Source organism: Desulfovibrio sp. (assembly GCF_018379785.1).
Taxonomy (GTDB): domain Bacteria; phylum Desulfobacterota; class Desulfovibrionia; order Desulfovibrionales; family Desulfovibrionaceae; genus Desulfovibrio.
In genome coordinates this window covers 31,996-57,486 of sequence record NZ_JAGZUV010000010.1, presented here as the reverse complement: position 1 = coordinate 57,486, position 25,491 = coordinate 31,996, and the positions used below count along the sequence as shown (strand labels likewise).

The 25,491-nt window shown below is 65.1% G+C and carries 24 protein-coding genes; 6 read left to right on the top strand and 18 right to left on the bottom strand.

Annotated features, from left to right (window positions below):
* The first annotated feature begins 38 nt into the window (after nt 1-38).
* The 4 genes from KH208_RS03470 (at nt 39) to KH208_RS03455 (ending at nt 4,129) form a co-directional block, all read left to right on the top strand.
* Nucleotides 39-1,664: a DEAD/DEAH box helicase gene (locus KH208_RS03470; RefSeq protein WP_291433851.1), complete on the top strand. Its 1,626-nt coding sequence runs from the start codon at nt 39-41 to the stop codon at nt 1,662-1,664.
* A gap of 11 nt (nt 1,665-1,675) precedes the next feature.
* Complete coding sequence (locus KH208_RS03465; RefSeq protein WP_291433849.1) at nt 1,676-2,149, top strand: hypothetical protein; 474 nt, start codon at nt 1,676-1,678, stop codon at nt 2,147-2,149.
* A gap of 200 nt (nt 2,150-2,349) precedes the next feature.
* Nucleotides 2,350-3,276: a bifunctional riboflavin kinase/FAD synthetase gene (locus KH208_RS03460; protein ID WP_291433847.1), complete on the top strand. Its 927-nt coding sequence runs from the start codon at nt 2,350-2,352 to the stop codon at nt 3,274-3,276.
* A 25-nt stretch (nt 3,277-3,301) separates the two neighbouring features.
* Entirely contained in the window at nt 3,302-4,129 is an 828-nt protein-coding gene (locus tag KH208_RS03455) for a histidinol-phosphatase (protein WP_291433844.1), read from the top strand.
* Between the two features lie 71 nt (nt 4,130-4,200).
* On the opposite strand, the gene KH208_RS03450 is transcribed toward KH208_RS03455, so the two are convergent.
* The 11 genes from KH208_RS03450 to KH208_RS03400 form a co-directional block, all read right to left on the bottom strand.
* Nucleotides 4,201-6,753 carry an ATP-binding protein gene (locus KH208_RS03450; RefSeq protein ID WP_291433842.1) on the bottom strand — a complete coding sequence of 851 codons (2,553 nt, stop codon included), beginning with the start codon at nt 6,751-6,753 and terminating at the stop codon, nt 4,201-4,203.
* Nucleotides 6,754-7,120: 367 nt separating this feature from the next.
* Complete coding sequence (gene tsaB / locus KH208_RS03445; RefSeq protein ID WP_291433840.1) at nt 7,121-7,933, bottom strand: tRNA (adenosine(37)-N6)-threonylcarbamoyltransferase complex dimerization subunit type 1 TsaB; 813 nt, start codon at nt 7,931-7,933, stop codon at nt 7,121-7,123.
* Nucleotides 7,934-7,946: 13 nt separating this feature from the next.
* The gene (rseP, locus tag KH208_RS03440; RefSeq protein ID WP_291433838.1) at nt 7,947-9,101 is read right to left on the bottom strand and encodes an RIP metalloprotease RseP; all 1,155 of its coding nucleotides are present in this window, start codon (nt 9,099-9,101) and stop codon (nt 7,947-7,949) included.
* Nucleotides 9,102-9,392: 291 nt separating this feature from the next.
* A complete protein-coding gene (gene dxr, locus KH208_RS03435; RefSeq protein WP_291433836.1) occupies nt 9,393-10,721 on the bottom strand; it encodes a 1-deoxy-D-xylulose-5-phosphate reductoisomerase in 1,329 nt (442 codons plus the stop codon).
* A 214-nt stretch (nt 10,722-10,935) separates the two neighbouring features.
* Nucleotides 10,936-11,745, bottom strand: a complete 810-nt coding sequence (locus KH208_RS03430) for a phosphatidate cytidylyltransferase (RefSeq protein WP_291433834.1) — start codon at nt 11,743-11,745, stop codon at nt 10,936-10,938.
* A complete protein-coding gene (gene uppS / locus KH208_RS03425) occupies nt 11,735-12,457 on the bottom strand; it encodes a polyprenyl diphosphate synthase (RefSeq protein WP_291433832.1) in 723 nt (240 codons plus the stop codon). The genes KH208_RS03430 and uppS overlap by 11 nt, the downstream gene beginning before the upstream one ends.
* A 147-nt stretch (nt 12,458-12,604) precedes the next feature.
* Nucleotides 12,605-13,165, bottom strand: coding sequence for a ribosome recycling factor (frr, locus tag KH208_RS03420; protein WP_291433830.1), 561 nt, complete (start codon nt 13,163-13,165; stop codon nt 12,605-12,607).
* A gap of 108 nt (nt 13,166-13,273) precedes the next feature.
* Complete coding sequence (pyrH, locus tag KH208_RS03415; protein ID WP_062253479.1) at nt 13,274-13,990, bottom strand: UMP kinase; 717 nt, start codon at nt 13,988-13,990, stop codon at nt 13,274-13,276.
* Nucleotides 13,991-14,197: 207 nt separating this feature from the next.
* Nucleotides 14,198-14,563: a DUF4911 domain-containing protein gene (locus KH208_RS03410; RefSeq protein ID WP_291433827.1), complete on the bottom strand. Its 366-nt coding sequence runs from the start codon at nt 14,561-14,563 to the stop codon at nt 14,198-14,200.
* A complete protein-coding gene (locus KH208_RS03405; RefSeq protein WP_291433825.1) occupies nt 14,563-14,907 on the bottom strand; it encodes an AzlD domain-containing protein in 345 nt (114 codons plus the stop codon). The genes KH208_RS03410 and KH208_RS03405 overlap by 1 nt, the downstream gene beginning before the upstream one ends.
* A complete protein-coding gene (locus tag KH208_RS03400; RefSeq protein ID WP_291433824.1) occupies nt 14,904-15,695 on the bottom strand; it encodes an AzlC family ABC transporter permease in 792 nt (263 codons plus the stop codon). The genes KH208_RS03405 and KH208_RS03400 overlap by 4 nt, the downstream gene beginning before the upstream one ends.
* A gap of 78 nt (nt 15,696-15,773) precedes the next feature.
* Here KH208_RS03400 and KH208_RS03395 point away from each other — a divergent pair, with 78 nt between their 5' ends.
* Nucleotides 15,774-16,835 (top strand): methyltransferase, encoded by a 1,062-nt coding sequence (locus KH208_RS03395; protein WP_291433823.1) that lies wholly within the window; start codon nt 15,774-15,776, stop codon nt 16,833-16,835.
* Nucleotides 16,836-16,955: 120 nt separating this feature from the next.
* Nucleotides 16,956-17,768 (top strand): putative metalloprotease CJM1_0395 family protein, encoded by an 813-nt coding sequence (locus tag KH208_RS03390; protein WP_291433821.1) that lies wholly within the window; start codon nt 16,956-16,958, stop codon nt 17,766-17,768.
* Between the two features lie 245 nt (nt 17,769-18,013).
* Here the strand turns inward: KH208_RS03390 and KH208_RS03385 are convergent, their stop codons facing one another.
* The 7 genes from KH208_RS03385 to KH208_RS03355 all read right to left on the bottom strand — a co-directional run bounded on the left by KH208_RS03385 (nt 18,014) and on the right by KH208_RS03355 (nt 25,390).
* The gene (locus KH208_RS03385) at nt 18,014-20,155 is read right to left on the bottom strand and encodes a hypothetical protein (protein WP_291433820.1); all 2,142 of its coding nucleotides are present in this window, start codon (nt 20,153-20,155) and stop codon (nt 18,014-18,016) included.
* A 334-nt stretch (nt 20,156-20,489) separates the two neighbouring features.
* Nucleotides 20,490-20,879, bottom strand: coding sequence for a cytochrome c3 family protein (locus KH208_RS03380; RefSeq protein WP_291433819.1), 390 nt, complete (start codon nt 20,877-20,879; stop codon nt 20,490-20,492).
* Between the two features lie 116 nt (nt 20,880-20,995).
* On the bottom strand, nt 20,996-21,754 hold the full coding sequence (gene cobJ / locus KH208_RS03375) for a precorrin-3B C(17)-methyltransferase (protein ID WP_291433818.1): 759 nt from the start codon (nt 21,752-21,754) through the stop codon (nt 20,996-20,998).
* Nucleotides 21,751-22,953 carry a cobalamin biosynthesis protein gene (locus KH208_RS03370; RefSeq protein ID WP_291433816.1) on the bottom strand — a complete coding sequence of 401 codons (1,203 nt, stop codon included), beginning with the start codon at nt 22,951-22,953 and terminating at the stop codon, nt 21,751-21,753. The genes cobJ and KH208_RS03370 overlap by 4 nt, the downstream gene beginning before the upstream one ends.
* Nucleotides 22,950-24,221 (bottom strand): glutamate-1-semialdehyde 2,1-aminomutase, encoded by a 1,272-nt coding sequence (hemL, locus tag KH208_RS03365; protein WP_291433814.1) that lies wholly within the window; start codon nt 24,219-24,221, stop codon nt 22,950-22,952. The genes KH208_RS03370 and hemL overlap by 4 nt, the downstream gene beginning before the upstream one ends.
* A gap of 34 nt (nt 24,222-24,255) precedes the next feature.
* Nucleotides 24,256-24,735 carry a siroheme decarboxylase subunit beta gene (locus KH208_RS03360; protein WP_291433812.1) on the bottom strand — a complete coding sequence of 160 codons (480 nt, stop codon included), beginning with the start codon at nt 24,733-24,735 and terminating at the stop codon, nt 24,256-24,258.
* Between the two features lie 100 nt (nt 24,736-24,835).
* Nucleotides 24,836-25,390: a hypothetical protein gene (locus KH208_RS03355; protein ID WP_291433810.1), complete on the bottom strand. Its 555-nt coding sequence runs from the start codon at nt 25,388-25,390 to the stop codon at nt 24,836-24,838.
* Between the last annotated feature and the right edge of the window lie 101 nt (nt 25,391-25,491).

The window sequence follows — 25,491 nt, the reverse complement described above, 5'->3', positions numbered from 1 at the left end:
CTTTTATACTAAGGCGGTTTTATTCCGCCGGGATGACTATGTCAGAAGATATCTCCGATACCACAATGTCCGGCGCGGACGTTTCCGCTCCGGAACCGGCGGAAAACGCCGCTTTCTCCGTCACTGAGGGGCTCTCCGTCAGCGAGCCGGAAAACGCCCTGCCCAAAGTCGGCCTGGCCGACCTGCCTGAAGCCATGCGCGCGGCCTGTGCCCGCGCGGGCTGGCAGAGCCTGATGCCGGTACAGTCCCTGGCCTTGCCCTATCTGCTGGAAGGGCGGGACATCATGGTCCAGTCGCGCACGGGCAGCGGCAAGACCGGCTGCTATCTGCTGCCCATGCTGCCCCGTCTGGATCCGGAACTCAAGGCTCCGCAGGCCCTGGTGCTCGCTCCCACGCGCGAGCTGGCCGTGCAGGTGGAACGCGAGGCCGCCGTGATTTTCGCGGATACCGGCATCCGGACCGTGGCCGTGTATGGCGGCGTGGGCTACAAAAAACAGATGGACGCCCTGCGCGAGGGGGCCCAGGTCATTGTGGGCACGCCGGGCCGCGTGCTGGACCATCTGCTGCGCCGCACGCTGGACCTCAGGGACTTGCGCGTGCTGGTCTTTGACGAGGCCGACCGCATGCTGTCCATCGGTTTTTACCCGGACATGAAGGAAGTGCAGCGCTATCTGCCCAGAAAGCGCATCCACACTTGTCTGTTCTCCGCCACGTATCCGCCGCACGTGCTCAAGCTGGCCGCCGAGTTCATGTCCGAACCGGCCCTGCTTTCCCTGTCCCAGAAAGAGGTCCATGTGGCCGAAGTCCAGCACCTCTTCTGCGAGGTCAAGCCCATGGACAAGGACAGGGCTCTGGTGCGCCTGCTGGAAACGGAAAATCCGGCTTCGGCCATTATTTTCTGCAACACCAAGGCCAATGTGCACTATGTGACCGGCGTGCTTCAGGGCTTCGGCTACAGCGCCGACGAGCTTTCGGCGGATCTTTCGCAGAACAGGCGCGAGGCCGTGCTGGACAAGATCCGCAAGGGCCGCCTGCAATATCTGGTGGCTACGGACGTGGCCGCGCGGGGCATTGATATTCCGGCCCTGTCGCACGTCTTTCTTTATGAGCCGCCGGAAGACCATGAGAGCTACATCCACCGCGCCGGGCGCACGGGACGCGCCGGGGCCGCGGGTACGGTCATTTCCCTTGTGGACGTGATGCAGCGCATGGAACTGGAGCGCATCGCCAAGCATTACAAGATCGGGCTCATGGAACTGCCCCTGCCCACGGACGAGGACGTGGCCAAGGTGGCGGGCACGCGCCTGACCGCCATTCTGGAGGCGCGCTTCCGCACGCTCACCGGCCTGGAACGCGTGCGCGTGGCCCGCTATGCGGCCCTGGCGCGCGAACTCGCTCAGCAGAGCGAGGAAGAGGATGACGTTCAGCTGCTGGCCATGCTGCTGGACGCCTGCCATCAGCGGAGCCTGCATGAAAACCGTTTTCCCGACAGCGAGCCCGTGCCCGCCAGGCGAAAGAATGATGCCGGGGATGCCCCGCGTTCCCGCGGCGATGCCGCAGGCCGCGATGAGGCCGAGCCGCATGACGGCAACCGCAGACGCCGCCGGCGTTCGCCGCGCAGGCGCAAGGACGGCGGCGACAGCGGCGCCGGGACGGAAAGCTGAACGGAAGGCCTATGCAAAACGTTGCGGAAGTGTTTGACGACAAAAGCGCCGCGCAGGAGGCTCTGGAGAATTTCGCGGCCCTGTTGGAGGACGCGGACTTCACGGCCGAGCTGGAGCTCATGGGCATCGGCCGCATGCAGTTCATGCGCCGCCGCCAGATGCTGGTGGAATGGCGCGGCCTGTACATGGCCCTCTGGCGTCTGGCCCTGTCCAGCTCCTTCCCGCAGGATGCGGAGCATATTTTCGCCACGTTTTTGCATGCCTACCGCGTTGCCCATCCGGACAAGCTCAGCGCCCGGATCGTGGAGCGCGCCCAACAGTACTGGGGCATGCTCCAGCCCAAGGGCGACACTGATTTCAGCGATGTGGCCCGGCATCTGGGTTCTTTTTCCGTACAGGACGAAAAGCAGGCCCGCAGTCTGACCCTCAGGCTGGTGCTGCATATTCGCAGGGCGTATAGAATTGTTTTTGACAGATTGATTTAGAGCCCGTTTTCAACAGCGGCTTTTGCCCCCTGGACTGCGTCAACGGCCGATTACGGGCCAGGGCTGTACCGTAAGAGTACTATCCCCGGCCCGTAATCGGCCGTTTTCTTGCCGGGGAACAAAATCCATCTGTTGGGAAAACGGGCTCTGCTCCCGGGAGATTCGTTCCCTTCCTCCAACGCTCGGAACTGACGCGACCTATGCAACTTGTACATTCCGTGGACGGCTTGGGTTCCCTGCCGGGCGCCGGCGTCACCATCGGCAACTTCGACGGCGTGCATAAAGGCCATCAGGCCCTGATCCGCCGCACTCTGGATGTCTGTCGCCAGGATGACCTGGCCTGCGTGCTGGTGACCTTCTGGCCGCACCCGCGTCTGGTCGTCTCCCCGCACAAGCCCCACGCCCCGCTGACCAGCCGTGAACGGCGGCTGGAACTGCTGGCGGGCCTGGGTGTGGAGCACGTGCTGGAGCTGCCTTTCACCCAGGAACTGGCCGCCCTGACGCCCGGGGAATTCGTGCGTCGTTATCTGCTGCCCATGCATTTGCGCCGTCTGGTGGTGGGCTATGATTTTTCCCTGGGCCGGGGCCGCAGCGGCCACGCCGAAGTGCTGCGAAGCCTGGGCGCGGACTGGGGCTTTGAGGTGGAACAGCTGCCGCCGGTCATTGTGGACGACGCGGTGGTCAGTTCCACCCGTCTGCGCGACCTGATCAGCCGGGGCGACGTCTGGCAGGCCGCGCGCCTGCTGGGGCGCTGCTACGGCTTTTCCGGCGAAGTGGTGCACGGCGAAGGGCGCGGCGGCGGTCTGGGTTTCCCCACAGCCAATCTGCTGCCGCCGGAAACCCTGTTGCCCGCCGAAGGCGTCTACGCCGCACGGGTGCGTCTGGATGAAACCTGGCATCAGGCCGTGACCAATGTGGGGCGTAAGCCCACTTTCGGGGGCCGGGACGTGACCGTGGAAAGTTTTCTGCTGGATACTTCGGCCAATCTGTACGGACGGCGCGTGCGCCTGGAGTTCGTGGCCCGGCTGCGCGGCGAGCGCCGTTTCGCCTCGGTGGAGGATCTTACCCGCCGGATCGGCGAGGACGTCGCCGAAGCCCGCCGGATTCTGGCTCGCGAAAGCGCCTGATGCGGGCGGCGGCAAGGAAGTGCGCATGATTCTCGCTGACGTGCATAATCACACCCTCATTTCCCACGGCGAGGCCTCGGCGGCGCAAATGCACGAGGCCGCGCGGCGTCTGGGGCTGGCTTGGTACGGCTTTTCCGAGCATTCGCCCCTGCCGCCCGGCTATGCCTGCCCGCTGTATCATGGCGACCTGGCCGGGGATTTTCCGGGCTATGTCGAAGAGGTGCTGGCCTTGCGGGCGCATTCCCCTCTTCCCGGAGCCCCGCGCGTGCTGCTGGGCATGGAGCTGGACTGGATTCCCTCGCGCATGCCCTATATGCGGGAGCTGGCCGCGCGCTGGCCCTTTGACTACGTGATCGGCGGCCTGCACTTTTTGGACATGCTGGCCGTGGGCTCACCCAAAAACTGGGGCCAGGGCGAGAGCGAGGAGGAACGGTGCAGGCGTTTCGCGGCCTATTACCGGGAGATGACGGCCATGGTCCGCAGCGGCCTGATGAATATCGTGGCCCACCCGGATTTCATCAAGGTGCGCTGCTGGGAGAGCTTCCAGGCCTGGCTGGCCGCGCCCGGCAGCCTGGACCTGATCCGCGAAACCCTGACCGCCATGCGCGAAACCGGCGTGGCCCTGGAAGTGTCCTCGGCGGGCCTGCGCAAGGATTTCGCCGAACCCTATCCGGCCCCGCCCGTCATGCGCCTTGCCGCCGAACTGGGCGTGAACATCAGCTTCGGCTCGGATGCCCATGCCACGGCGGACGTGGCCTTCGGCTTCGACCAACTGGCGGCGTATGCCCGTTCTTTCGGCTATGCCCAAAGCGTGATTTTTGTGGGCCGCAAGCCGCGTTTTCTGCCTTTTTGAGTCTGACGGGCGGCGCGCATGCCGTTCAGAAAGGATGAGCGTTGAAATGCTCTGACGTCAGGCATCCTTTCTCAGAGCCAGCGGCGCAGCGTGTCCCGCAGCAGGGCCAGGTCGATGGGCTTGGGCAGGTGTCCGTTCATTCCCGCGTTTCCGGCGGCCTGGATGTCTTCGGCAAAGACATTGGCGCTCATGGCGACAATGGGCACCCGGCGGGCGTCTTCCCGCTCCAGGGCGCGGATGGCCCTGGTGGCGTCGTGTCCGTTCATGACCGGCATCTGGATATCCATGAAAATCAGATCATAATAGCCTTCCGGTGAAGCTTTGAAGCGTTCCACGGCCTGCTGCCCGGTTTCGGCGCAGTCGATGGTCACGCCCATGGAGCCGATCAGTTCCAGGGCGATTTCCATATTCAGCGCATTGTCCTCCACCAGCAGAATGCGCCTGCCGTTGAAGTCGTCCGGCATGGCGAGCAAGGTCTGGTCCGCCTCCAGGCGTTCCGGCGGCTCGGGCTTTTCGGCCGGGGCTTCGTCGGTCCAGGCGCTCCCGTCCCGGCTGCGGCAGAGGGCCAGATCCACGGTAAAACGGCTGCCCTGGTTCAGTTCGCTTTCAATGGCAATGCTGCCGTGCATCATCCGCACCAGATTGCGCACAATGGGCATGCCAAGGCCCGTGCCCTGAATGCGGTGCACCCGCTCGTCGTCGGAGCGCGCGAAAGAGTCGAAAATCCGTTTCCGGAATTCCGGGCTTATGCCGAAACCATTGTCCTCGACCACAATGACAATGCGGCTCATGGACGGGTTGAGGGCCGGTTTTTCGCTGATGGAAAGGCTGATGCGGCCCTTGTCCGGCGTGTATTTGACGGCGTTGGTGAGCAGGTTGAGCAGGATCTGCTGGATGCGTTGCGCGTCGCCCGTCAGTTCCGGATGGACGACGTCCATGCGCAACTCGAATTCATGTTGCTTGCTGTCCAGCATGGGGCGGATCAGGTCCAGACTGTCGCGGATCAGGTCATTGAGATTAAAGGGCGCGTTGTTCAGCAGCAGCTTGCCGCTCTCAATTTTGGACATGTCCAGCACTTCGTTGATGATGCCCAGCAGCAGCCGCGAGGCCACGGAAATTTTGTCCAGGCAGTCCCGCACGCGCGCCGGGTCGCCGGCGTGCCGTTCGGCAATGGCCGCCATGCCGATGATGGCGTTCATGGGCGTGCGGATGTCGTGGGACATGGCCGAAAGAAAACTGCTTTTGGCCCGGCTGGCCTGTTCCGCGGCGGCCAGCGAGTCTCTGAGCAGGCGGCGCACGGCCTTTTCTTCCGTGATGTCGCTGAGGGAAATGACGTAATAGGCCCGGCCGCCCGCGTCACTGGTGGGCGTCACGGAAAATTTGACCCAGCGCTTTTCGCCGGTGGCGGGGTTGATGATGCGGCACTCCTCGTCGCGGGCTTCGCGGATGGCCCCGGCTTTGAAAGCCTCCCGCAGGCGCGAGCCGGGCTTGAAGATGCAATGTTTGAAAAGGGCGGCGGGATTTTCAAGACAGGCCCGCATGGGAATGCCGAGCACCCGCTCCAGATTTTCGAAAACGTATTCCATGCTCCGGCGGGAGGCGTTGTAGATCAGGAATACGCTGTCCGTGCTGTTGGAAAGCGTGTGGAACAGAAAGTCGCGGTAATGGCGCGCCTTGATTTTCAGGGCCATGGCGCGGTGGCGGCGGGTCAGGGAAAACATGACGAGCAGACCGGCCAGAATGAGCAGGCAGACGATGGCCACCAGCGCGTTGACGTAGTCGGCGGCCTGGTGCATGGCGTCCACCGGGACCATGGAAACCATGTCCCAGTTGTTCGTGGGAAAGATGGGCGTGTAATACAGATAGGTCTGGCGGCCCTGAACGTTCATAACCACACTGCCGCTCTTGCCCTCGTTCATGGCCTGCCGCAGCGCGGCGATCCGTTCCGGCTTGTTTTCCGGCGACGCGGCCAGGGCGGCGTAAAAATCGGTTTTGTTCCCCTGTTTCAGCGCGTCCGGCGAGGCGATCAGATATTCGCCGGTCCAGGCCGAAACCATAAAGGATAAGCCCTGGCCGTCAAAAAAGTCCATGGCGCTGGGCTGGGCGTATGTTTCGAGGGACAGGCTGCCGTAGACGGCGCCCCTGTGCCGTCCGTTGACGATAAGCGGTCGCCGCATGGTGACTTGGCGCTGTCCCCGGGCGTTCAGATAGGTGCGCGAGACAGAAATGTCCTTGACGAAATTATGCCATTCTTCGCCATTGTTGACGTCCACCGGACCGCCGTCGGCAAAATATCCCCTGCCCTGTTCATTCACCACCGCGACCTGACTGAAGGGACTGGTGGCCACGTAGCGCTGCATCAGGCCGATGGCCGCGACAGGCGTCACGGCGTCCGCCCCCAGCAGGCTCTCCTTGAAGGACTCAAGACTCTGGACGTCGCGGCGGACGGCGTTGGCGATGGCTTCCCCGCTGGCCTGGGTCAGGCTGCGGATGGTGCTTTCCGTGGCCCGCCACATGGCCTGATTGATGGCGTTCAGCAGAGCTATGACAATCACAAACAGCAGCAGGCCGATGCATGCGTTGCAGAGGGCGACCCCGTGGAGCGGATATTTTTTCAGAAACATCGGCTGTCCTTTCGGGCGTGGCGGCGCGCGCATTGACACGCCGCAGACTTGCTCCGGTGCGCGGACCGGAAACAGGCCGCGGTTAAACGACCCCCCCGGCCCGCATGGCGGGAAACGGACAGCGGCTTCTCTGGAAGAGATATCACCCGTGGACAGGATAAACGACATATATCCCAAAGCGCCGTGACGGACAATGTTCTTTTGCGTAAATAAAATAATATCGTTTTATTTACGTTGGTTATTAAAAAAGAGCCGCCGTGGCTCCACGGCGGCGCGGAAAAAAGCGATATACGAGGGGCGCCGTCGGCGGAAACCGGCGGAGGTGACGGAGAAGGGAAGCGCGGACGCTGCGACGGCAGGCCGGGGGTCAGATTTCGCTTTCGGGCGCGCGCGCAAGCATGTTGTCCAGGGCGCTGACGGCCTCGTCGGCATCCAGGCCCTGGCGCCGGGCCAGATGGGCCAGGTTCTCCACGGCGTCGCAGGGGCGCACGTAGAGCGGCTCCAGATCCCGGGGAAAGTAATCCCCGTGCCGGGCCAGCAGGCAGAGGGCAGCGATGTCCGGGCTGGTCAGGTCCGGCATCAGGATCGCATCCGGGGCTCCGGCCGGGCCTGAACCGGTCCGGAGCGGGGAGAAGAGCGCCGTGTTGCGGACCAGACCGCTGCCGCAGACATGTCCCGGCCGCGCGGCCAGGCGTTGCAGGGCTTCGGCGGGGGCGAGCAGTTCCACGGACTCCAGGGGCTGGGCCGGAATCTGCGGGCCGTAGGCCACAAAGGGCTGACAGTGCACCAGGTTGCGGCGGGCATGGGTCAGCACCCAGAGCGGCGTTCCGTAAAGCAGGCCGCGCCGGAGCACCGCGCTGGTGGCCAGGGCCTGCATATAGTCCAGCCCGGCCAGTTGGGCGTGCCCCGTGCGGCGCAGGGCCGCCGCCGTGGTCAGCACCAGGCGGATGCCGGTGAAGGAGCCGGGGCCGCGTACGCAGGCGATGCGCCGGAAGTCCGCCAAGCGCACTTCCAAGGCCGCGCAGATATCCCGCAGGGCCGGAGCCAGGATTTCCGTGGCCCGCTCTGAACGGTGCCACTGCTGGGCGCAGAGCAGAACTTCATTGTCCGTAACTGCGATCTGCAATACGCCCTCGGCGGCGTTGAGAATCAGCTCCAGGCCCGTGGAATGCGCGTTCATGGCGGCCTCCTGTTTAGCCGGCGCCCCCGGCGGACTTGATCAGACGCCAGACGTCGTTGAAGGTGGCCAGCAGCATCAGGGCGATGAGCAGGGCCAGGCCCGCGCGCATGGCGTATTCCTGCACCCTGCGGTTCACGGGCCGCCGGAAGATGATCTCCAGCAGGCAGAAGACCACCTGGCCGCCGTCCAGGATGGGAATGGGCAGCAGGTTCAGGATGCCCAGGTTGATGCTGATCAGAGCCGTGAGCGCCAGCAGGCCCGGCAGGCCCTCGTGCACCTGTTTGCCCACCATCTGGGCGATCATGATGGGCCCGCCCACCTGGTCCAGGGGCACCACCCGCTCGGCCAGCTTGACAAAGCTCAACCAGGTCAGGGAAACCATACGCCCGGTTTCGGTCGCGCCCGCCGAAGCCGCCTCCCAGAAGCTCTTCGGCTGCATATCCACGCTGTTGGCGGCGCGCACGCCGATGAGCCAGGCGGTTTCATTTTCGCCGAAAATGGTCTTGCGCGCGGCGCGTTCCGCCGTCATTTCCAGATGCAGGGTCTCGCCCTCGGCCGTGGTGACCTGACCCCGCGTGCCGTCGGCGGCGGGCGCGGTTTCCATGGCGGCGCCCGGAGCGGGCCGGAGCACTTCCAGTTGCATGGGTTTGCCGCCGCTGTGGGCGATGGCCTCGGACATGGCGTCCCAGCTCCCCACGGCCCGGCCGTCAATGCTCAGGATGCGGTCGCCGGCTTTGAGACCGGCCTTGGCCGCCGGGCTGTTTTCAAGCACCGCGCCCACATCGGGCAGCAGCACGGGCGTGCCCCAGCCGAAGGCCAGAATCCAGCAGAGCAGCCAGGCCAGCAGGATGTTGGCCGCCGGTCCGGCTGCCACCACCAGCAGACGCTGCCAGGCCGGGCGCAGGGCGAAACTTTCCTTCGGGCTGAAACCTTCCGGGATCTCGGACTCGTTGCTTTCGCCCACCAGGGCCACATAACCGCCCAGAGGCACCAGGGACAGGGCGTATTCGGTCTTGCCCATTTTGTGCTTGAGGATTTTGGGGCCGAAGCCCAGGGAAAATGTGGACACACCCATACCCAGACAACGGGCCACGGCAAAATGCCCCAGCTCGTGGAAAAAGATCAGGCCGCCCAGAACAATGATTACGGCAATAATGGTCATCAGCACGCAGATTCTCCGTGTCTAGAGCAGATTTGCTTTGAGAATTGACATTCTCAACGTTGAGGCGCGGGCACCTGCTTTCGCAGCCGCCGGAGCAAAGCAATTTTTCAAAGTTACTTTGCTCTATTGTCTGAGTGCAAAAATTTCGAGCATGGTCATGCTCTCGATTTTCGCGGGATCGTCAGCGAAAACCCTGGTTTTCCGCTGGCTCACGGCGGCCGCGCCGCCGCAACCCCCCAGGAGGGCGGGTCTGGTCTGAAAAATCAGACCCCATGTTGTCGCTGTCCGTAATGCCCGCTATGCGGGCTGACGGCCGGCGCCATGCGCCAGTTCACGGACCAGCGCGCGGCTGTGATGGTCGAGGCGTTCTATGCGCTCTACCAAGGTATGTACTTCACGTTCAAGCGCAAGGGAATCGGCCTCCGCCGGAGTGGCCACGGGCGGGCAGAACGGCCCCTGTCCCGGCGCGGTGGCCGCATGTGCCTCCAGAGCCGCGCCGATGAGCCGGGGAATGTCCGCGAAGCCGCAGTTCCCTTGCAGAAAAAGTTCCACGGCGGCCTCGTTGGCCGCGTTCATGACCACGCACAGCCCGCCCCGCCGGGCCAGGGCCTTGCGGGCCAGACCGAGACAGGGAAAGGCTTCCAGATCAGGCTCATGGAAGGAGAGCGGCCCGGCGGCCACTAGGTCCAGCGGCGGCACGCCCACGGGCGCGCAATGGGGCCAGAGCAGGCAGTGGGCGATAGCCATGCGCATGTCCGCCGGGCCCATCTGGGCCAGCATGGAACCGTCGGCCAGCTCCACCAGGGAATGGACCACGGACCGGGGATGCACCAGCACACGGATGCGTTCACTGGGCACGCCGTAGAGGTGGAAGGCTTCGGCCACTTCCAGGCCTTTGTTCATCAATGTGGCGGAATCAATGCTGATTTTCGCGCCCATCCGCCAGTTGGGATGTTTCAGGGCTTGCTCCACCGTAACCTGGCGCAGTTCCGCCGCGCTTTTGCCGCGAAAGGGACCGCCCGAGGCGGTGAGCACCAGGTTGGCGACCTCCTGGCCGCGTCCGGCCAGACATTGAAAAATGGCGTTGTGTTCCGAATCCACGGGCAGGATGACCGCGCCGGTGCGGGCGCAGATGTCGCGCACCAGACCACCGGCCAGGACCAGGGATTCCTTGTTGGCCAGACAGACGACCTTGCCCGCCAGAGCCGCCGCCAGGGTCCCGGCCAGCCCGGCCGCGCCCACCTGGGCAGAAAGCACGGTGGAAGCTTCGGACAGGGCCGCCAGTTGCGCATAGCCTTCGCGCCCTACCAGAATACGCGGTCTGTATCCGGCGGGCAGCAGTGTGGCGAGTTCCTCGGCAGCCGCTTCGTCCAGCACGGCGAGGAAGGGCGGGCGGTGACGTTGGGCCTGGGCCGCCAGGCGCTCCACATTGCGGGCGCAGGCCAGACCCCACACGCGAAAGAAGTCCGGTTTGGCCTCCACCACGGCCAGGGCGTTGCGCCCGATGGAGCCGGTGGCGCCCAGAATCACCAGGCCGCGCGGTTGTTCCCGCTGCCAGAGTTCAGGGGGCGGTCCCGAAATGTAGTCGATCGCCGGGCCGCCTTGGCCCGGCCAGAGTTCTGCCATCAGAGTGTCCGCATCAATACCGTCGTATCCGTTGTTTTGCCGCGTCCGGAAAAAAACAAAAAAATGGAAGCGCCCGGAAAACGATGAATTTTGTTTCCTGGCAAGGAGCAAGTCCAGCGCGGGCCAGGGATAGTATCCTTAGTATACAGACCTGGGTCGCGCTGGACTTGCGACGCGGCCAGGGGGCAAAAGACGCGTTTTCCGAGCGCTTCCGTCAGAAGAAAAAGAACCACTGATCCACCACCGCCACCATCGGCATCGCGAACAGGAAGCTGTCCGCGCGGTCCAGAATGCCGCCGTGGCCGGGCAGGATGGAGCCGGAATCCTTGACATGAACGGAACGTTTCAGCGCGGATTCGAACAGATCGCCCACCTGGGCAAAGGCATTGACCGCCACGCCCAGCAAGGCGAAGGAGAACCAGCCCACTTTGCCGTAAATTTCACCGTACACGGCGCAGAAGATCACGCAGGCCACCAGGCTGCCCACCGCGCCCTCGGAGCTTTTGTTGGGGCTCACGCGCGGCCAGAGCTTGTGGTGGCCGAAGCGCGTGCCCACGAAATAGGCGGCGGTGTCGGACACGGCCACGGCGGCCAGCACGAAGATCAGCTTGACCGTGGAAAGATAGGTGGCCGGAAGCAGCAGCAGGGGCACATAGGCCAGACCGGCCATGAAAATGCCGCTGGCGGAGAACGCGTTTTCCTCCTCCACCACGTCCCAGCGGAACAGAAAGGTCATGGCCGCCAGCACAAAGCCCGCTCCCAGGCAGACCAGGGCGTCCTGCGGGCGGTTCAGCCAGGTCAGACAGAGCATGCCCCAGCCCAGGGCGATGGCGCAGATCCGGCTGGGAATGCGGCCCGTGGGGCCCCAGAACAGCGAATAGAATTCCCAGAGGCCCAGAGCCGCGACCAGCAGGATCACAAAGAGCAGGGGCCAGCCCCGCAGCCAGAGCACCAGCAGCAGCGCGGCGGCCAGAACCAGGCCGGTGATGATGCGGCGGATATCGACGGCATGGTCAACGGACATCAATTTGCTCCTGTGTTTTGCCGAAACGGCGCGAACGCCCGGCATAGACGGCCAGCGCCTCGCGCAACTGGCCGGCGCCGAAGTCGGGCCAGGGCACGGGCGTGAAATACAGTTCGCTGTAGGCGCACTGGTACAGCAGATAATTGCTCAAGCGCTGCTCGCCGCTGGTGCGGATGAGCAGGTCCGGATCGGGCTGACCGGCGGTGTAGAGGCGCTGCGCCAGGCTCTCCTCGGTAACGTCCTCGGGCCGCGCGTTGTCGCGCAGAAAGGCCCGCACGGCACGCACCAGTTCGGCCCGGCCGCCGTAATTGAGCGCCAGGTTAAGCGTCATTTCCCGTCCGGCTTCAGTGCGGCCCATGGCGTGGCGCAGGGCCGTGCGCTGCGGCAGGGGCAGGCCGTCCAGATCGCCCAGCACATTGAGGGCGATGCCCTTTTCCTCCATCAGCGGCACCTCACGGCGCAGAAATTCCAGCAACAGGCTGAACAGGGCGCTGATTTCGGACCTGGGCCGGTTCCAGTTTTCGCTGGAAAAGGCGTAGAGAGTCAGATGACGGATGCCCAAACCACGGCATTCGGCGACCACGGTGCGCACGGCTTCGGCCCCGGCGCGATGCCCGGCCGAGCGCGGGAGCCCGCGCGCCTGGGCCCAGCGGCCGTTGCCGTCCATGATGATGGCGATATGCGCGGGCAGTTTTTCAAGTTCTTCTGTCATGAATGGCCTGTTTCACCGTAAGATTTGAGATTTTTTCGTCGCGGGCAAAAAAGACGAGCGGCGCGCCGACGTGGAGTGTAGCTGCCTACACGGCCGAGGCGCGCCGCGAAGTCTGACGCCGCCAGCGGCAAAAAAATCCAAATCTTACTAGATGTCCATGATTTCCTTTTCCTTGCCCGCGCACTTCTTGTCCACGTCGCCCACGAACTTGTCCGTGAGCTTCTGGACGTCGTCCACGGCCTTTTTCAACTCGTCCTCAGTAATTTCCTTGTCCTTTTCCAGCTTTTTCAGGCCGTCGTTGGCGTCGCGGCGCACGTTGCGCACGGCCACCTTGGCCTCTTCGCTGTACTTGCGGGCCACTTTGACGAGATCCTTGCGACGCTCCTCGGTGAGCGGCGGAATGACGATGCGGATGATCTTGCCGTCGTTGACCGGGGTAAGGCCCAGGTCGGACTTGAGGATGGCTTTTTCCACCGCCGCGATGCCGCCCTTGTCCCAGGGCTGGATGGTCAGGGTGCGGCTGTCGGGCACGGCCACGGAGGCCATCTGGCTGATGGGCGTGGGCGTGCCGTAGTAGTCGGCCTTGATGCCGTCCACCAGAGCGGTGGAGGCGCGGCCCGTGCGCAGTTTGGCGAAGTCGCGGTCCAGCGCGGCCAGAGCCTTTTCCATGCGGTCCTCAGCGTCCAGAAGGGTGCTGTCGATATCCATCAATTCCTACTCCTTGCGTGGATGAAAAGCTTGGGAAACCCCGCTTGGGTCTTTTTGTCCCTTGACCGGCATGGGCAAAAGACAACAAGCCGCATCACGCGGGCTTCCTCAATTCTCGCGTACGATAGTGCCCACGGCCTCGCCCAGCACGGCCCGGCGGATGTCCCCGCCGAACATGCGGCAGACGATGATGGGCACGTTATTGTCGCGCACCAGGGCAAAGGCCGTGGCGTCCATGACGCCCAGACGCCGCGAGAGCGTCTCGTCGTAACTGATGCTGTCGAACTTGACGGCGTCGGGGTGCGTGGCCGGATCCTTGTCATAGATGCCGTCCACTTTGGTGGCCTTGATGATGGCGTCGCACTTCAGTTCCATGCCGCGCAGGGCCGCCGTGGTGTCGGTGGTGAAATAGGGGTTGCCCGTGCCCGCGGCGCAGATCACCACCCGGCCTTTTTCCAGATGGCGCAGGGCGCGGCGGCGGATAAAGGACTCACAGACTTCCTGCATGGTGATGGCCGAAAGCACACGGGTGGGATAGCCTTGTTTTTCCAGCATGTCCTGCACGGCCAGGGCGTTGAGCACCGTGGCCAGCATGCCCATGTAGTCCGCCGAGGAACGCTCCATGCCTTTGGCCGAGCCGGAGAGCCCGCGAAAAATATTGCCGCCGCCGATGACCAGGGCCATCTCCACGCCCATCTCGAGCACGGTGCCGATTTCGCCGCAGATGGCGGCCACGGTTTCAGGGTCGATGCCGGTTTTGTGCTCGCCCGCCAGGGCTTCGCCGCTCAGTTTGAGCAGCACGCGCTTGTACTTGAGTGTGGGCATGGCTCCGCCTTGGTAAAAGCTGCTGAAAGGATACGCCTGCCGTCGGAAGGGGGACAAAGGGCGCGCCGGGCCGCCGCCGTGTAACGGAGATGTCATAGCAGAAAACGCGTCCGGCTCAAAGCCTTTTTGCGCGGGTTCCGCGCCCGGCGGCGATCAGGCCCGACCCGATTCGGGATGCCGGATCCGGCCCTGTGTGTCCGGGCTCGTTCAGGCGCGGTCGGCGGGCCTTGGGGGAAGGGAGAGATCGGGCAAGGGCCAGTCCTCCACCGTAAAGGGCAGACTTCGGGCCATTTCCGACAGGGCACGGCGGATGGCGCGTTCCCGCTGGGGCGAAAAGACCAGTTTGAGCAGGGCGGTACGCCGCTCCAGCACGGTGAAATAGGCGAGATTGTCGTAGGCTTCCAGCAGAAAGCGGAAGAGCGCGATATGTTCCGGCGTCAGGCGCAGCAGCAGGCGTGCGCTGCGGCGGGGCGGCGGCAGGGGAGGCCCGGCGCGCCGCCCCGCGCGGCCCATGCGGTACAGGGCCGGGGGCGGCATGTCCGGGCCGGGATCGTTGGGGCGGCCCGCGCCCATCAGTACCAGCCCAGCCAGCGGGCCAGAATCACCAGGCCGATGCCGAAGGCGATGGTCACAAAATAGTTCTTGCCCCACCAGGCCACCAGCAGGGAGGGCAGGGAAACCATCAGAAAGAGATTGGACGTGCCCGCGTTGAAACGCCCTTCGTAGAAGAAAACGTCCGGCCCAACCAGGGCGGCCATGACCGCCACGGGCACAAAGGACAGCCAGTGCCGGAGCAGGGCGGGCAGACAGTCGCCCTTGAGAAAGGTCACGGGCAGCACCTTGGGCAGCTGGGTTACCAGCACGCTGCCCAGAATGCAGAGCAGCAGCGCGCCGTGGGCGTCAATCCATGCGTTCATGGCCGGACCTCCGAAGGTTGGGCCGAAGGTTTGTCCGAATGTTCGGCTTGCGTTCCGGCGTTCTGTTCCGCTCCCGGATTCTCCAGGCCGGGGCCGCGCCGGGCGTAGAGCAGCAGCACGCCCAGGCTCGCGCCGAGAATGGTGGCCACGGCCACATTCCACTGGCTCATGCCCGCGGCCTTGAGGGCGATGGACAGGGCCGCGGTGAACAGGGCCACCAGCACGTGCAGGCGGCTCACGCACTGGGGCACCAGCAGGGCCAGAAACATGGCGGTGAGGGCGTAATCCAGGCCCAGGGGGCGCACGTCGTTGACCAGTTCGCCGCAGAAGGCGCCCACGGCGCAGCCGACCACCCAGGCCAGATGGGTGGTGCTGTTACAGAGATAAAGCGTGGTGAGAGAGAGCTTCCAGCCGCGTTGCAGGGCCGTGATATGCACGGCGAAAGTTTCGTCCGTAAGGCCCAGGCCCAGCAGAAAACGCTGCCAGCGGGGCAGGCGGGCCAGCCAGGGGGATTCGGCGGCGGACATCAGCAGATAACGCAGATTGACGATGAACACCGCCGCGATGACCGACAGGATGCCCGCGCCCGCGCCCCAGAGGCTGGCGAAGACGAACTGACCGGAGCCGGAAAACATCAGCACGGCCATGGCCACGGCCAGGGACGGGGGGATATTGTTTTTGACCGCCAGCACGCCGAAGGCGAAGCCCACGGGCACATAACCCAGCACAATGGGCAGGGCGCGCCGCAGGCCCTCCGCCACAGGGGAGACGGTGGAAGGACTCGACATAGGCGTAACCTCATCATAACATGGAAGTTACAAGGGCTACTCTTTTTGCCCCGGTCTGGCAAGCCAAGGAGGCCTCGCATGGACAGAACTCCCTTTGCCGTATTGCAGCGCGACGCCACGGGCTACCAGCGCTCCTGCGCATTGACGGCGGCGGCTGAGCTGGATTTTTTCACAGTTATTCTCCGCAACGGCAACCGGATGAACGCCGGAGATCTGGCGCGGGAATGCGATGTGGACGAGCGCGGCGCCACGGCGCTGCTGAACGCCCTGGCGGGCATGGGGTATCTGTGCAAAAGCGCCGGCGGCGCGTCGGCGGGTCCGGATCGGGGCGGCCCGGCGGCTTATGCCGTGGCCGAAGCCTACCGCGACGCGTTGGACAGCCGCCACCCTCTTTCCTATGTGCCCATGCTGCGGCATATGGCCAACGCCCAGCGAGGCTGGGCGGAACTGGCGCGTTCGGTGCGGGACGGCAAACCCCGGACCCGGCGGCCCAGCATTCTCGGCGAAGAGGAGGACGACCGTTCCTTTATCATGGGCATGAACTCTTTGGCCGTGCGTACGGCGGGCCCCATGATCAAGGCCCTGCACGAGGCCGGGGTGCTGAATTTCGGCGAAGGCCCGGCGCGGATCTTGGATGTGGGCGGCGCGTCCGGCACCTACACCCAGGCTTTTCTGGAACTTCTGCCCACGGCGACAGCCGTGATATTCGACCGCCCCGTGGGCATTGAGGCGGCGCGACAGCGTTTCGCGGGCACGCCTTTGGAGCGCCGGGTGGGCTTTCAGGCCGGAGACTTCTACAGCGACGCCCTGCCGTCGGGCTTTGATCTGGCCTGGATCAGCGCCATCATCCACCAGCACGGGCGGAAGCAAAGCCGCGCCCTGTACTGTAACGCCTTGCAGGCCCTGAAGCCCGGCGGCAGGGTGGCCGTGCGCGATTTCATCATGAACGCGGACGGAACCAGCCCGGCGGCCGGAACTTTGTTCGGCCTGAACATGCTGGTGCATTGCGCGGACGGCAGGGTGTATACCTTTGAGGAAGTGCGGGAGGATCTGCAGGCCGCCGGTTTCATTGCGGCGGAACTGGCCGTGCCCGCTGAAACCATGTCCGCCGTGGTCACCGCCGTGCGGCCCCGGATATAGTTTGAGAAATGAGGGCTGAGCCTAAACTCCGGGCTGGATCCGCCGATAAGAAAAGCGTAATGTCGTTTCTCGGGTTCCATGCGCGGGCTTGGGGCCGTTCCCGTCGTTAAGGATCAAGGCATGTCCGAAGCTCTGGAAAGCATCAGTCCCCGCCCTGTGGGGCCGTTGACGCCGTCGGCTCCCGCCGCCGGCCCTGACGGCGTGGGCGGGGATGGACGCGGCCGGGAGCGGAGTCCCTTTGTCCCGGCAAGCCGGGCGGGTTGGAACGACGGACAAGAGGGCGGCCCGGCGGGCCTGGCGGACAGCCTGAACCTGAGCCCCGAAGCCCAACAACAGTTGCGCGAGCTTAAACTGCGTGACGCCGAGGTACGCGCCCATGAGAGCGCGCACTTGGCGGCGGGCGGCGCGCATGTGAACGGCGGGGCCGGCTATACCTACCAGAAAGGGCCGGACGGGCGGCAGTACGCCATCGGCGGCCATGTTTCCATTGACGCCTCCTCCGTGCCGGGAGATCCGGAAGCCACCAGGGAAAAGGCGCAAGAGGTGCGCCGCGCGGCCCTGGCCCCGGGCGAGCCCTCCGGCCAGGACCGCCAGGTGGCGGCCCGCGCCGCTGCTCAGGAAGTCCGTGCCGCACGGGATGCCCGGAAAGAAGAGGATGACGGCGAAGGCCCGGCCGCATCCGGCCTGGTTGCCGCCGTGGATGAGCCCGCTTCCGCCGGAAGGACTGTTGCCGCTGACGCCGCCGTTTCCGCCGATGCCACGGATGCCGCCCGTGGCAGCACGTTGACCGGCACGGCGGCCCTTACTGGAGCGGATACGATTGATCCGGCCGCGCGCCGTCGCGCCGCCGGAGCCTATGCCGACATGTCCATGCGCGGCGTCATGCCCACGGCCCTGGCCCCCGGCGGCACGGGCGTTTCCCTGCAAGTCTAGTGCGGATTACCTTTGAAACGCCACACGTTTCAAAGGGGCCATTCCGGCAAAAAACGCGGTTGTCGCTGGTGTCGATCCCCGTATGGTTCCGTTGACGCCGCCGGGGACAGCCCTTTGGGCCGCCCTCGGCCGCTTTGCCGGAATCCGCGCCGCTTCGCGGCGCGTCTCACCGTATTCTGCGTTAGAGCATTTCAAAGTTAATTGTTTTAAGGGTAGTTGTAGTTACGCTGTGGCGGGCGTGAAGTTCAGCCCTGTATCAGTTTGGCGATTTCCTCGCGCAGAATGCGTGCCGCCGCACCGGCGGCGGCCTTTTCCACCTGCTGGTTGAAGCGGGGTTCCAGGGTATCCAGGCGACTTTCAAGCGCGTCCATGCGCGCCGACACGCTTTTGCCCAAGAGGCTGACGCTTTGCAGGCGTTCCTCCAGGGCCGCGTCCGTGACGCCCGAGGGCATGGCTTTCAGGGCCTGGCTCACCGAGGAGGCGATCAGGGCCGCGAAACGGTCGTGCAGGGGATTGCCCTCGCGCAGAAGGTCTTCCAGAGAGGCCGAGGGCGCGGCGGCCTTTTCCAGCGCCGCGACGCGGGCACGGGCTTCGGCCAGCTCGCTTTCACAACGCTGGAGGCGTTCGTCCAGGCGGGCGGCCTGTTCCGTCAACTCCGCCAGTTCCCGCAGCGCCGCCGGGCCGACAGGTCCGGAGGCGGCAATATCGGAAGACATGGCGTTCGGTTGTGCTGCAGCCACCGAATCGTCGAGGGCGTCCGCCGTTTGTGCTGCCTGATCCCCGGTCTGCACCGCAGCTTCGCTTTGCACAACCTCGGCTGGAGATTCGGCCTGGACTTCCTCCGTCGGAGTGGCGGCCTGTTCCATCCGCGAGCTTTCTTCCGAGGCGGGCATGAGCAAAAGATCTTCCATCTCCGGGGCATCAGCCGTTTTTCCGGCGTCAGCCACCACAGCGGGTTCGGCCTCGGGCCGTTCCGTTTCGTCGGAGGCAGCGGAAGGCGTCGCGGGTGAATCGGCTTCTTCCTGCATGGCGCTGCGCAGCAGCTCGTCCAGATCCAGCTCCGGTTCGGATTCCGGACGTTCCTCTTCCGCCGGACTCTCTTCCACGGCGGGGAGATCCGCCGCCTCCTCGGCTTGCGGCAGATTTTCCATGCTTGCGGCGGGGAATACCGGTTCCGGCACCAGCGCCCCGGTTTCCAGGGGCGGCCGGGCGGCGTCGGTTTTCCCCGCCTCTTCGGCGTCACCAGCAGCGGGGGCGGGCGGGATGTCCTGATCCGGAGACATGACCGCCAGCAGGGCGTCCAGATCTGTCTCAAGATCAGGAGCCGCTTCCGGCGCAACATCCTCCGGCATGTGATCCGCCGCTGCCGGGTGCGTGGCGGGTTGGGCTTGCGCGGGCTCCGCTGTTGCGGCGGCATTCTGTTCAGCGTCCGGACCGGCCGGCAAATTGTCCTGATCCACGCTCAGATTCGAGGCCGGAGATGCCGGAGCTTCCGGCGCGGAGGCGGGAGCCAGCAGCTTGTCCAGATCTATGCATGAATCGCATTCTCCGGAATCGGGTCGGTCAGTCGGCCGGGCCGACGCGGGCGCGTCGACCGAGGCCAGCAGGGCGTCCAAGTCCATTTCAAGATCAGGCTCTTTTTCCGGCGCGGGCTCGGACGCTGCCGGGGATGCGGCGGGTTGGCCCAGCGCGGATTCCGCCGTTGCGGGCTGAGCCTGCTCCGCATCCAGACCGGCCAGCAGGCTGTCCAGGTCCGCGGTCAAATCCGGATTCTCCCGGGCTTGCGGTGCGGGAGCGGATGCTTCGGCCGGAGCGGGAGCCTCGGCTGAAGCCAGCAGGGCGTCCAGATCGTCGGCGAAATTCGGTTCTTCCGCCTGCGGCGAGGCCGCGGCCAGGAGATCATGCACGTCCGGTTCCTGCGCGGGCTCCGAGTCGGGCTTCCGGGGCGCGGAACCGCTCATGGCGTTGAGCAGATCGTCCACGGCATTGTCCAGGTCCGCAGGCTCAGCGGCTTGCGCGGCGTCCTGTCCGCGCTCGTGGGGCTGCGGCGGAATGTCCAGGGTGTCGAGCAGCTTGTCCACCTCGCCCATGCCCGACATGTCGAGCTTCTCGTGGGGATCGACCTTGTGTTCCGGCGCGGAGGCCTGCGCGCCGGGAGGCGGTGACGCGGGCTGGTCGTCGCCGACTTCCATCTGGGCCAGAAGGGCGTCGATTTCCGCGTCTCCCTGCGAGGCCTGGCCGTCGTTGAGGCTCTGCATGTGCACGCTGATGTCTTCTTTGGTGCCTTCGGCCGGGGGGACAACAGCCGCCGGGGCCTCGCCTTTTTCTATCAGTTCGGTGAGGTCGATGATTTCTTCATCAGTCTCAGCAATTTTCTCGGCAACCATGCGAACCTCATGGGGTTGACGGAGCGGCGCGCGTGCGCCGGAGCGGGCGGACCGCCGCTCCACAGCGTTTCCGCCGGCATTGACGCCTGGAAAAACAGGCAGCGGCGACGCGACGTTATTTGTTGTTATCCGTGCGGCGCGGGCTGAAATGAAACTCCGCCCCGCTCTAATACAGAAACGGCAAAAAAATGTATCAGTTTATAGGCAAAGACGCAAATTCGTGGAGAAAACGGCCTGACCCCCCGGGCCGGAACAGGAGCGCGGAGGAAGAAATGCGGAAATAAAAATGCGCGGCCCCGAGAGACCGCGCATGCAGCATTGAAAAGGGGCCGGTCTACGGATGACACTTGGACTTGGCGCAGCCGGTGAGGTCCTTCTTCAGCTCGGGCTTTTCGGCCACGACCTTGGTGTGGCATTCCAGACAGGTCTGATGCTTGAGGCCGGTCTTGGTGTGGACCACATAGAAGAGACTCTTTTCGCCCTTCTTGGCGGTCAGGTCGTCATGACAGCCCGCGGTGGCGCACTTCTGGAAGGTTTCCTTGTCCTGCACCTTGTGGTGACAGGTCACGCACTCCACCTTCTGGTGCGGCGCGTGGGGGAACATCACCGTTTTTTTGGAGCCCTTGAACTCCAACGGCTTGTCGGGCACGGGCGGCTGGGCCGCCAGAGCGGGCAGGGCCAGGGCCAGAGTCAGGATACAGGCCAGAAACATAAATTTCTTCATGGCAGACTTCCTCCTTGACAAAAGCGGCACATGAGAATTGAGGCGAGCTTACGTTGCCGGGCATACTGTGTCAATGGGGCGCGCTGAAAACAGTTTTCAATGTGGCCGGGGGCTGGTTATTGCCGATGCCTGCGGGCGTAGCCGCGCGGGGTCAGCATATAGGGGCCGAGAACACGGCTTTCGCTGTTGCCGATGATCAGCAGAGAGAGCATGTCCGCCAGACGCGCGTCAAAGTCCGCCAGGGCATGCACCGAAACTTCCTGGCCGGGCCGGAAGGCCTTGCGCACCAGGCCCACGGGGCAGTCGGGCCGCCGGAGGCGCCGGGCTTCGGCCAGGGCCTGGTCCAGCTGATGCGGCCGTCCCTTGGAACGCGGGTTGTAGATGACGCAGACGAAATCCGCTTCCAGCGCCGCAGTGAGCCGCCGCTGGATGGTTTCCCAGGAAGTGAGCAGATCGCTCAGGCTGATGCAGGCGAAATCGTGGGTCAGAGGCGCGCCCAGCAGGGCAGCCGCCGCGCAGACCGCCGGTACGCCGGGCACCACGGTCAGGGGCACGCGTTCCAGCAGGCCGCGCGCCGCCAGGGTTTCCAGGGTCAGTCCGGCCAGGGCGTAGACGCCGGGGTCGCCGGAGCAGACCAGGGCCGTGGGCCGGCCGCTCAGAGCCGCGTCCACAGCGGCGGCGCAGCGTTCTTCCTCATGGCGCATGCCGGTGCTGATGACGGCTTTGCCGCGCAGCAGTTCCGGCGGCACCAAGTCCAGGTAAAGCTGGTAACCGGCGATGCAGGCGGCCTGATCCAGAACCGCGCGGGCCTGGGGCGTGAGACAGCGGGCGTCGCCCGGACCCAGGCCCACCACGTAAAGAGGTGCGTTGGTCATGACTGGTTTGGGGTTGGAGTTGCCGGGGGTGAGGCCAGGGCCACGGCCAGGGTCAGGCGTCCCTGGACAACGATTTTGGGAAGAAGCAGGCGGGCGCTGTGCCCGTCCGCCTGCGCGGTCAGCAGGGCCGCGGCTTCACAGACGCTGAACGGCGGCTGGCGGAAACGCCGTCCGGCGGCCTCGGAGGGAGTGGGCGTGGCGCAGCGGGCCAGCTCATCGGCCGGAAAAACGCGCAGGGGAATGTCCAGCCGGACGGCCGCTGCGCGCAGGGCGGGTTCGTCCGCTTTTTCCGTCACCGTGCTCAAGGCCGCCACGGCGCGCGTTTCCAGCTTCCGGGCACTGAAAATTTCCGTCAGCGCGGCCAGAGCCGCGTCCTCCGGGATGCCCCGGCGGCAGCCCAGGCCCACGTAGAGCCGGGGCACAGCTAGGCGCAACAGGCCGGGAGACGGAGGAAGATATCGCCAATGGGCGGCCAGCAGGGGCGGGATGTCCGCATCCGGAAGCGCGGGCGCGGGCGGCACGTCGTCTTCTTTGCCGGAAAGGAGCTCGAAAACGGGAGGCAGGGCGGCGGGCAGGGCCTGGCAGGGGTCCCAGAGGCGCGGACGCCGGCCCTCCAGCAAGGCGGCCTGGGCCCTGGGCAGCAGATCCCAGTCCAGAATGCGCAGGCCCGCGTCCCGGATCAGAAGGTCCAGGGCCGGGGGGGCGGCCGTATCCTGGTCTGAGGCTGTGGTGATCACCGGCGTGGCCCGGAGCAGGCGGGCCAGATGCCGGGCCAGATTATTGCCGCCGCCCCAGTGGCCGGAAAGCAGGCTGATGACGAAGCGCCCGGCCGGGTCCAGCACCATGACGGGCGGATCCTGGCTTTTATGCCGCAGCAGGGGGGCCAGCACGCGCACGGCAATGCCCGCGGCCCCCACAAAGACGTGCGCCGCATGGCGGCGGTATTCTTCGGCCAGAAAAGCGGCCAGGTCGTGAACAGGCCGAATGCCGTCCCCGGCCAGGCGGGCCGGGGCGCTGAGCTGGCAGGCCGCCACAATCCGGCCGCCAGGCGCGCGCCAGGGATCGGCGGCCAGCCGGGCGGCCAGCCGCCGGGCCAGGGGCAGCCCGCCTCTGCTCAGGACGTGGCAGGCCAGAGAAGGGGCCGCTTCCTTTCGGGAAGCGGCCCCTGAGGCTGCCGACGCCGGCGGCGCCTGGTTCAAAAAAGCACCTTGCGGGCCGCGTCCAGCGCGCGGTTGAAGTCGTCGTCGCTGTGGACGAAGGAAACCATGCCTGTTTCGAAGCCCGAGGGGGCCAGATAAATGCCCTGGGCCCGCATCTGCTTGTAGAAGCTGGTGAAAAGCTTTTGGTCGCAGGCCTGGGCCTGGACAAAGTTGGTGACCGGTTCCTCGCTGAAGAAGGGACAGAACATGGAAGCCAGGGTAGGCATCTGCACCGGTACGCCCTTGGCCCGCAGGATGTCCCGCAGGGCTTCGGCAAAAACGCGGGTACGGGCTTCCAGGGCGGCATAATCCAGGGTTTTGAGCTTGCGCAGGGTCGCCAGACCGGCGGCCATGGCCAGCGGATTGCCGGACAGGGTGCCCGCCTGATAGACCTCGCCCTGCGGGGCCACGTGTTCCATGAAGCGGCGCTTGCCGCCGAACGCGCCCACCGGCAGGCCGCCGCCGATGATCTTGCCGAAGGTGGTCAGGTCCGGATCAATGCTGAAGCGGGCCTGGGCTCCGCCGAAGGCCGCGCGGAAGCCGGTGATCACTTCGTCGAAGATCAGCAGGCTGCCGTATTGGTCGGCCAGGACGCGCAGGCCTTCCAGAAAGCCGGGCAGAGGCGGGACAAGGCCCATATTGGCGGCCACGGGTTCCACGATGATCGCGGCGATGTCCGCGCCGTGTCGGGCGAAGCATTCCCTGACCGCGTCCAGGTCGTTGTAGGGGGCCAGCAGGGTGTCGGCCACCACGGCCGGAGGCACGCCGGGCGTGCCGGGGATGGAGAAGGTCGCCACGCCGGAACCGGCGGCGGCCAGGAAAGGATCGGCATGGCCGTGGTAGCAGCCGATGAATTTGAGCACCTTGTGGCGCCTGGTCACGCCGCGCGCCAGGCGCAGAGCGCTCATGGTGGCTTCGGTGCCGGAATTGACCATGCGCACCATTTCCAGGCCGGGCATGGCGGCCACCACTTCGGCGGCCAGGGTCACTTCGTCCGGGCATGGCGCGCCGTAGCTGGTGCCGCGTCCCACGGCCTCGCGCAGGGCCGCCGTCACCGAGGGCTCGTCATGGCCCAGAATCATGGGCCCCCAGGACAGCACAAAGTCGATGTATTCCCGGCCGTCCACGTCCGTGAGGCGGCAGCCGTGGGCCTCGGCGATGAACAGGGGCAGGCTGTCCACATTGTGGCAGGCCCGCACCGGGCTGTTGACGCCGCCGGGGATCAGCGCGCAGGCTTTTTCAAACAACTGGCGGGAAAGATCGTCCATCTGCGGTTCTCCTTTGTACCCGGCGGCATGGCCGTCAGGCGAAATACGTCATGGAAATTTTTTTCAGTTCCCTGAGGCTGCGGAGGATGGCGTATTCCCTGAGCGGGCTGGTATGCAGCAGTTCATCCACCACCTTGAGGCATTCCTCCTCACTGCGGCCGTGCACCATGGTGTACAAGGTATAAGGCCAGTCAGGCACGGAACAGGGACGGTAATAGACGTGGGAGATATGGTCGTGAAGCGAGGCGATGCGCCCGCATTCGTCCACATCCGCCTCGTTCACCTTCCAGGCCACCATGGCGTTGTGCGTCCAGCCGGTTTTCTGATGCTTGATGCTGGCCCCGAAACGGCGGATGGCGCCGGAAGCCTTCAGGCGGGTCAGCAGTTCCAGCACTTCGGCTTCACTGACGCCCGCCTCGCGGGCGATGTCGGCATACGGGGCAAGCGTGTCCGGCAGATCGGCCTGGACGATGCGCAGGACGGCGCGTTCCGCTTCGCTGAATTGGTGGCTCATGGGCGGCCTCCGGTTCGGGTAATAAGGAAAGGCCGCGCCGCCGGACAAAGCGGCAGGCGCGGCCGGAACACACATCGTACGTTATAATCGCCGGAGGCCGTCAGCGCTTGAAGGAACGGGCGAACAGGTCCTGGATGGCGATGCGGCCGTTGTCTTCCAGGAAACGCGTGCCCGTGGCGGCAAAATGGGCGTGCTCGATGACCGGCTGTTCCACTTCGCTCCAGGCGTCTTTCTGCCAGATGAACCAGGTGCCGCGCGGCTGGTCGAAAACCAGCAGGGGTTTGTTGCAGATCTTGGCGAATTCCGCGCCCCAGCCCGTGCCGCCCTTGACCGTGTCGTCGGGCTGAATGGCGCCCACCACGATGATCTGGTCGCCGCTGCTGACCTGCCAGCAGATGGATTGCAGCACCTTGCGGAAAATGGGCGCGCGGGTGTACTCGCGGTTCATCAGCCTGGAAACGTAGGTCAGGCTGACGTCCTTGAGGGCCAGTTCCTCGGAGGTGAGCACGCGCACGCCTCGGCTGCGCTCGATCTGGTGGCCTTCAAAGCTGTAGTTCACTTCCTCGATGCCCCAGCTTTCCGCTAGGGCGCCGAAAAACTGTTCCGTTCCGGCAGCGCCGCCGCTGTAGAGAACACATTGATTGGGGTTAAGCATGCTTGCCTCCTCAAAAAGATATCTGACGCCGGACACAAGCGCGGATTCTCATTGAGGAGATTCGCTCCCAATGAGGCGGCAGCGTCAATGCGGACATCATG